At 58.3% G+C, this 7,365-nt stretch carries 7 protein-coding genes; 4 read left to right on the top strand and 3 right to left on the bottom strand.

What is annotated here, in order from left to right; genetic code table 11:
• A partial coding sequence (locus ACIQ17_RS28565; RefSeq protein ID WP_398472785.1) for an IclR family transcriptional regulator occupies window positions 1-522 on the bottom strand: 522 nt, incomplete at its 3' end.
• A gap of 305 nt (window positions 523-827) precedes the next feature.
• Here ACIQ17_RS28565 and ACIQ17_RS28560 point away from each other — a divergent pair.
• From ACIQ17_RS28560 to ACIQ17_RS28545, 4 genes are all read left to right on the top strand, one after another.
• Complete coding sequence (locus ACIQ17_RS28560) at window positions 828-1,970, top strand: acyl-CoA dehydrogenase family protein (RefSeq protein WP_398472784.1); 1,143 nt, start codon at window positions 828-830, stop codon at window positions 1,968-1,970.
• 30 nt (window positions 1,971-2,000) lie between these two features.
• Window positions 2,001-2,465, top strand: a complete 465-nt coding sequence (locus ACIQ17_RS28555; protein WP_398472782.1) for a MaoC family dehydratase — start codon at window positions 2,001-2,003, stop codon at window positions 2,463-2,465.
• Window positions 2,466-2,472: 7 nt separating this feature from the next.
• Window positions 2,473-3,651: a CaiB/BaiF CoA transferase family protein gene (locus ACIQ17_RS28550; protein ID WP_398472781.1), complete on the top strand. Its 1,179-nt coding sequence runs from the start codon at window positions 2,473-2,475 to the stop codon at window positions 3,649-3,651.
• A gap of 130 nt (window positions 3,652-3,781) precedes the next feature.
• The gene (locus ACIQ17_RS28545) at window positions 3,782-4,633 is read left to right on the top strand and encodes an IclR family transcriptional regulator (protein WP_398472780.1); all 852 of its coding nucleotides are present in this window, start codon (window positions 3,782-3,784) and stop codon (window positions 4,631-4,633) included.
• 469 nt (window positions 4,634-5,102) lie between these two features.
• On the opposite strand, the gene ACIQ17_RS28540 is transcribed toward ACIQ17_RS28545, so the two are convergent.
• Both ACIQ17_RS28540 and ACIQ17_RS28535 read right to left on the bottom strand, forming a co-directional pair.
• The gene (locus ACIQ17_RS28540) at window positions 5,103-6,197 is read right to left on the bottom strand and encodes an acyl-CoA dehydrogenase family protein (RefSeq protein ID WP_398472779.1); all 1,095 of its coding nucleotides are present in this window, start codon (window positions 6,195-6,197) and stop codon (window positions 5,103-5,105) included.
• Between the two features lie 3 nt (window positions 6,198-6,200).
• Window positions 6,201-7,365 (bottom strand): acyl-CoA dehydrogenase family protein (locus tag ACIQ17_RS28535; RefSeq protein WP_398472778.1); only part of this gene is annotated, 1,165 nt, incomplete at its 5' end.

Raw genomic sequence — 7,365 nt, 5'->3', positions numbered from 1 at the left:
GTAGGCGTTCATCCGGTGATACAGCCGCCGGATGTCCTTGTCCTGCATGGCGCTGAGGAGGACCTGGCCGACACCGGAGGTGGCCAGAGGCCGCTTCTGACCGATCTTGATGTGGTGTTCGACCGCGGCCGGCGCGTTCAGCACGTGAATATATTGCGCCATGTCGCCGTTGCGCGCCGCGAGCAGGACGAGCTGTCCGGTCCGCTTCTGGATAGCTCTCACGAGACGAGGCAGGGCGCCGTTCTCGAACAGCGGCGGATTGATCCAGCTGCCGAGGAACGGCACGCGATCGGTGGGCACATAGGTCCGCTTGCGGCGATTATAGTGCAAATATCCCATGGCCGTGAGGCTGCGCAGCAAGGCGGCAGCACTCGATTGCGGATAGCCGAGCGCCGCTGCTATTCCGGCAACATTTAGTGGTTGGCGGACATCGTCGAAGTATTCGAGGATCTCGAGCGTGCGTGCCGCGGACTTGATGACATGATCCTGATGGAAAAATGCTGAGAAGCTCTTGACCTTCATCGATCGTCTCTCTGAGTGGCGATGCCTTCTAAGATAAGCATCATTCTTAAACATTGTTCAGTATTCTGAACGGTGTTCACAGCTTGTCAAGCTGCAGGCTGACTAATCATTGTAGCTAGTTGCGTTGACGTTTAGCGGCTCAACGGCGGCCGTTGCCGCGTCTGGACGAGGAAATTGACACAGATGTGTTGAACGCGCCGGGACGCAGGGCGAGCGTTGACGCGCAGTTGCTCATTGCTCACGAATGGCGCGCAGGTGAATGGACGGCATTAGTCGATAGATCGCGGGTCAACGGAGCAAATGACGTGAGCCAGTGGCTAAACGAAGATCAAAAACAGGTGAGAGATTTGGTCCGCCGCGTTGCGCGCGAGAAAGTCGCTGCGCGTGCGCAGGCGATCGATCGCACTGCGGAGTATCCGCAAGACATGTTCGACATGCTAAGAGATCTCGGTCTCTTCACCCTGCCATTCCCTGCCGAATATGGCGGCGCCGGCAGCCTGCTGTCGGCCTGCGTTGCCGTCGAGGAGCTCGGTCGCGTCTGTTACAACACAGCCTATCTCTTAGTGCTACAATGGGTGCCGATCGGAGCCATGCTCGCTGGTGGATCGAAGCCGCAGAAGGAGCGCTATCTGCCGGGATTGAGCAGCGGCGCCATGCGCGGTGCCTTCTCGCTCACCGAACCGCAAAGCGGATCTGACGTTGCAGGCATCCGCACGCGCGCGGTGCGTGACGGCGCAGGTTATCGCCTCACCGGGCAGAAGATCTGGTGCACTAATTCCGGCAATGCGGATTTCGTGCTGGTCGCCGCGCGCACCGGAACGGATCAGACGCGCGGCAAGATCAACATGTTTATTGTCGAGAAAGGCACGCCTGGTTTCGAGGTCGGCGCAAAGGAAGACAAGATGGGCGCGCGCGGCGTCGGTGCGCATGCCTTGTTCTTCGACAATGCCTACATCCCGGAAGAGAACCGTCTCGGGGACGAGGAGACCGGGTTCAAGGTGACGATGGCGGCGCTGAACGACTCGCGCCCCATCATGGCTGCCCGCGGCGTCGGGCTGGCGCAGGGCGCGATGGATCACGCCATAGAATTCGTCAGCGGCCGCAGAGCATTCGGCCAGAAGGTCTCGGACTTCCAGGGCATCCGCTGGATGCTTGCCGACATGGCAATTCAGATCGCCGCCGCGCGCAATCTGACCTATGAGGCTGCGTCCGCAGTCGATCGCGGCATTCGCGGGACAGAACTCGGGCGGCTGGCCGCGACGGCGAAATGTTTTGCCACGGACACCGCGATGAAGGTTGCAACCGACGCCGTCCAGCTGTTCGGCGCGGCCGGCATCTCGAACGAGACCCCTATCAACAGATACTTCCGCGATGCGAAGGTGCTGCAGATCATTGAGGGGACCAACCAAATCCAGCGCAACATCATCGCCAAGACGTTGCTCGACTGAGAACTAACGGATAATAGGACAGGATCCGCTATGGAAACTCTTGGAATCGGATTACACTTCGAAGACGCGCCGCTCGGCCTGACTTTTAGGACCATCGGGCGTACGGTGACGGAAGCCGATATCGTTGGCTTTATCAACTGCACCGGGATGACCGAGGTGCTGTTCACCAACCTTGAATTCCTGAAGGAAGAGTCCGACATTAAGGGGCGGCTGGCGCCGGCCGCGCTGGTTTATTGCTTTGCCGAAGGTCTGCTTGTGCAGGCGACGATGCAACATACCGGCTACGCGTTTCTGAACATGGAGCTTGACGTCAAAGGGCCGGTTGTGGCCGGCGACACCATCCATGTGGAATGCGAGGTGATCGAATCCCGTCGCAGCAAGAAGCGGCCGAACCGCGGCCTGGTACGAACCAAGAATTCGATCCGTAAGCAGGACGGCACGGTAGTGATGGAATACACGCCGCTGCGGATGATGAAAGCGCGGACAACGGGATAGGCCGGCAATGACCGCTTCCAATCTCTCGCAACTCGACGCCGCAACAGGGCCGCTCGCGGGAATTCGCGTTATCGATCTCACGATCAACGTCCTCGGCCCCGTTGCCACCCAGATCCTCGGCGATATGGGCGCGGACGTGATCAAGGTCGAAGCTCCGGGTGGCGACGACATGCGGCGTATTGGGCCGGCGCGCAGCCATAATATGGGGGCCTTCTTCCTGTCCATGAACAGGAACAAGCGCTCGATCGTTCTCGACCTGAAGGAGGAGAGCGCGCGGGATACGCTGGTGCGACTGTCTGAGACAGCGGATGTGTTCGTCCACAGCATGCGCCCTAGTGCAGCGGAACGGCTTGGGATCGGTTACGCGGCGCTGTCCGCGCGTAATGCGAGCCTTGTCTATGCATCGGCCGGCGGATACCGCAACGATAGCAGCCGGCGCGACTGGCCAGCCTTCGATGACGTGATCCAGGCGGCATCCGGCATCGCCGCGATGAACGAGCGGGACGGCGAGCCGCGTTATTTCCCAACCGTAATCTGCGACAAGCTGTGCGGATACATTCTCGCATCCACAATCGGCATGGCGCTGTTCGCGCGCGAGCGCCGCGGCGGCGAAGGTCAGGAAGTGCATGTGGCCATGATGGATGCCATGGTCGGCTTCAACATGGTGGAGCATATCTGGGGTGGCGCGATCGACGAGCCGGATCTTGGCATGGGCTATAGCCGCATGCTCTCGGTGCATCGCCGGCCCTATCGCAGCAAGGACGGCTTTGTCGCCGTACTCGCTGTCAATGACGGGCAGTGGGAGCGGCTGTTCCAGGCGATCGGGCAGCCGGAATTGGCGGCCGATGCCCGGTTCGCTACCATGCAGGCGCGTGTGCGCAATATCGACGAACTGTATGGACTGATCGGAGCCGCTATCGCGCAGCGCACGACAGCGGAATGGGGCATTGTTCTGGCCGACGCGGACATTCCCCACGGCCCGGTGGAGGATTTTCAGCAACTCTATCGCAATGACTATCTTCACGAGCACCGCTTCTTCCGCCATCTCGATCATCCGTCGGAAGGCCGAATCACGGCAATGGGGCCGCCCGCGCAATTCTCTGCGACACCGGCATCGGTGCACCGCTTTCCTCCTCGATTGGGAGAGAATACGGACGAGATCCTGCGCGAACTCGGCAGCCGGTGAAGAGCGGAACAAAGAGTTGACAGGGCAGCATCCGGAGGTGGTGGATCGGCCGGTGTTGCGAAGCATCCCAGCTGCCGGTTCCTATTGTGGATTACAACGTGTCAGGCTGGTAGGAGCGTGTGCGGGCTGAATGAGCGCTGTTCAATCGCGATCGACCGACAAGACCCGCCCCACTGCGCGCCGGGCCGCGCGGGGTGTGGCGCCGCCGGAGGCGGCCAATATCGGCTCGCGCGCGCTTACGCGGATGCTTGGGATTTTCAGGACCATTGTACAGTTCCCCGACGGGCTCTCGCTGGCAGAACTCTCCCAGCGACTCGAAACGCCGAAGAGCAGCTTGCTGACTTTGCTCCGGCCGTTGGTGGCCAGCGACCATCTGGTTCATGTGAACGGGCGATACACTCTCAGCAATGAGAGCTTCGTGCTTGCGATCGGCATTCTCTCAGCGCGAAAGCTCGGAACCATTCTGCGCGGGTTGCTCGCAGAGGCGCAACGGCGTTGCCCGGAAACGATAATCTTTGCAACGATTAACAGGTCCACCAAAACCGTTACGTACAGCGATGTTCTCGAAAGTCCGCAATTCATCCGGTATTCGATTCCGGCGGGGACCGTGCGTCCGCTGTATACGTCCGCAGCGGGGCAGCTCTTGTTGGCCTATCAGGACGAAAAATGGCGCGAGCAGTATCTGCGTCGCGTGAACCTAGTGCCGCTATCTAGCCGGACGATCACCGATCGCGACATCCTTCGACGCAAACTTGATAACATCGCGCGTTCCGCACTGAGCGAAAGCGTCTCCGAGGCGATCGAAGGCGTCACAGGCATTGCCGCTCCAGTGTTCAGCGCGGATGGGGGACTGATCGGGGCGTTGCTAATTGCTGGTCCGACCGAACGCTATTGGCATGACGGTGGAGTGTGGAAAGTAGTCGCCACCGATGTGGCATCCCGTGCCTCAAAAGTTATCGGCAATTCGCCGGCCGGTATCTAGGCGATAGCAAATCAGAATGTGTTCATTTCGATCGCCTCCTGGCGAATAAATCTATCCGGTCGTTGCAAATATGCGCATTTCGGGTCTTCCCGTTTGCTGATAATAGGAGAGGCGTCAGAAACGCCATCCTCGCCCGTCGAGTGCGCAGTGGATTCGAGTTGATGGATGGTGACCCTAATTCTATGGCCGGGGGTATCGCACGCACTTGCGAACGGCATCACGAGGACTTCATTGGACCATAAGCGATTTTGAGTGTGCCCCTTATATCGGGTGGGACAAATATGCGTAATGGGACAAAATTTGCGCAGTTCGGCCCAAATTGGAAAGGGGGCGTCATCCATCGGGAATAAGGTGACCCAAGCCATTTGCTCAATTTTGGACAGGTGGACGGCTACTCAACCTCGCTCCCAAACGTTCGAGGACTTGCGGCCGGGCGCGCGTTGGCCAAATCGAGTTACCGGCTTTAAAACTACACTGAAAGCCAACCTTGCACCGCTGCAGCTTCCCGCCGACAATATTCCGGCGCTCCCAACATCTGGCGGTCAAACGCGATGCGCTTGAACCAATAGTGCAAGCCGAGCAGGTCAGTGAACCCCATTCCTCCATGCACTTCTGTGGTAAGACGCGCAACTTCTCTGCCGATTTCGCCCATATGAGCCTTGGCATGCAAGGCCGCAATGCGAGCGTCTTTCGGCAGTGCATCTTGCGCATAGGCCGCATACCACACCAGCGCGCGACACGGCTCCAACATTGTTGCTAGTTCCGCAAGCGTATGCTTGACGGCTTGAAAGGAACCAATAGCGCGATTGAACTGAATTCTCTGTTTCGAGTAATCGAGCGCTCTGTCGAACATGGACTGTGCGGCTCCCAATGTATCTGCGGCGAGGATAACTCTTCCCGCATCGGCAATACGAGCCGCCGCTAGTGGTGCATCGGTAGCTTCGTTCAGAATGATTGCTTCAGCGGCATCGAGTGAAAAGCCCGATATAGGTCGGGTGCGATCAAGGCTTGCGCGCACGTCAATGGTAACCCGCCTATCATCAGCATCGATAAGGGCTGCCCGGCCATCGGGTAGAAACAACAGAACGTGAGATGCGGCACCAGCGTCGAGAACCCCAGTCAAATGGCCACTAAGCTTGTTGCCGTCGAGCTGTGCTAAATTGCCTCCTGTTTGGCCGGCGCCGTCCACAAACGCCATGCCCATTCTTACTTCGCCGCTCGCTATCTTGGGAAGCCATTCCGCTTGCTGCTCTTTGCTGCCAAAAGACATCACCGCAAGCGGCGCCATGACGACGCTGGCTGGAAAAGGCGTGGGCGCAACATAATAGCCGAGACTTTCTGCAACAACGGCGGCGTCCAGTAACGCCAGTCCGCTGCCTCCGAAATGCTCCGGGACCAGAAGTCCCACGATACCCTGTCCGACCAATCGCTGCCACAGCGTCGCGGCAAATTCGGTGCCAGTTCCGGCGACCTTGCGCAACTTATCGAGAGAGAGCTCTTCTCGGAGAACTCCGCGCAGAGAGTTCTCAAGCAGTTGCTGTTCGTTACTAAGGCCAAACTCCATGGCTCACACCTTCTGGACGGGTTTGGCATCGGCCGTTGGCTCACGGGGCAAACCAAGCCCGCGCTCTCCGATGATGTTTTTCTGTATATTGGACGAACCACCACCGATGATCAGACCGATATCGTACATGTTGTCAATCTGCCACGTCGTGGCCTCATCGTCCTCTAGCGCTTCGCCTTTGGGCTCGTAAGGTAGACCGGCTGCACCAAGCACATCGACTGCTAAGGAAGATAAGCGATATGCGATCATGGTGCCGTTTAGCTTTACGATCAGGCGCCTGACACCCGAATCTTCATTTCTAGACTGCTCACTCAGCAACCGAAGACCGTGGAATTTCGATGCAAGAACTTCACCTTGAAGTCTGAGAAGCCGATCACGATACTCCGGATTCTGCATTAATGGCACGCCAGCCAAAGATGTCCTTCTCATAAGTTCGATCACGCGGGCGAACCGATGGGTAAGCTTATTGGGATCGCCAAGGAGAAGACGCTCGTATTTCAGTGTCACGTTCGCGACGTGCCAGCCATCACCCCGCTGCATCACAATCTGGTCGATTGGAACCCGCACATCGGTGAGAAACGTCTCGTTAAACTCGGCCCGCCCCGTCATTGTTGTCAGAGGACGAACCTCGATGCCGTCGGCGCTCATCGGGATTAAAAGATATGAGAGTCCACCGTGCTTGCTCTTATCTGCTTCGGTGCGGCAGAGCAGAAACATCATGTCAGCAAAATGCGCCGAACTGGTCCAGATTTTTTGACCATTGATTACAAAATGACCGTCCTCAACACGCGCATGCGTCTTTACAGCGGCCAAGTCTGAACCAGACCCCGGTTCGGAATACCCCTGACACCAGATAACCTCGCCGCGGATGGTCGGACCGATCCATTTTGTGCACTGCTCTCTGGATCCAACCTCAAGTAGGGTCGGTACGAGCATCGAGATTCCCTGGTTCATAATGCCGGCAGAAACACCGGCCGTCGAAAATTCGTCGGCTATGATCGCGAGTTCCATTACGTCTAGCGGGAGTCCGAAGCCGCCGTATTCCTTGGGAATGGTGCGTGCAAAATATCCACGCTCGAGAAGTAGATGCTGCCAATCCAGCGTCCGCCTGTCCGGTCGTTTACGACCGCCTCCGGTTCGGGGCGACGGGTCGCCGTATTGATTGATG

Origin of the sequence: Tardiphaga sp., from assembly GCF_044340795.1 — a bacterium.
In the GTDB taxonomy this organism is placed as follows: Bacteria; Pseudomonadota; Alphaproteobacteria; order Rhizobiales; family Xanthobacteraceae; genus Tardiphaga.
This window is presented reverse-complemented; position numbering and strand designations above follow the sequence as displayed.

Bases quoted from the DNA above. Each gene is read 5' to 3' on its own strand.
- ACIQ17_RS28555 (WP_398472782.1), top strand. From the start codon at position 2,001: ATGGAAACTCTTGGAATCGGATTACACTTCGAAGACGCGCCGCTCGGC.
- ACIQ17_RS28550 (WP_398472781.1), top strand. From the start codon at position 2,473: ATGACCGCTTCCAATCTCTCGCAACTCGACGCCGCAACAGGGCCGCTC.
- ACIQ17_RS28545 (WP_398472780.1), top strand. From the start codon at position 3,782: ATGAGCGCTGTTCAATCGCGATCGACCGACAAGACCCGCCCCACTGCG.
- ACIQ17_RS28540 (WP_398472779.1), bottom strand. From the start codon at position 6,197: ATGGAGTTTGGCCTTAGTAACGAACAGCAACTGCTTGAGAACTCTCTG.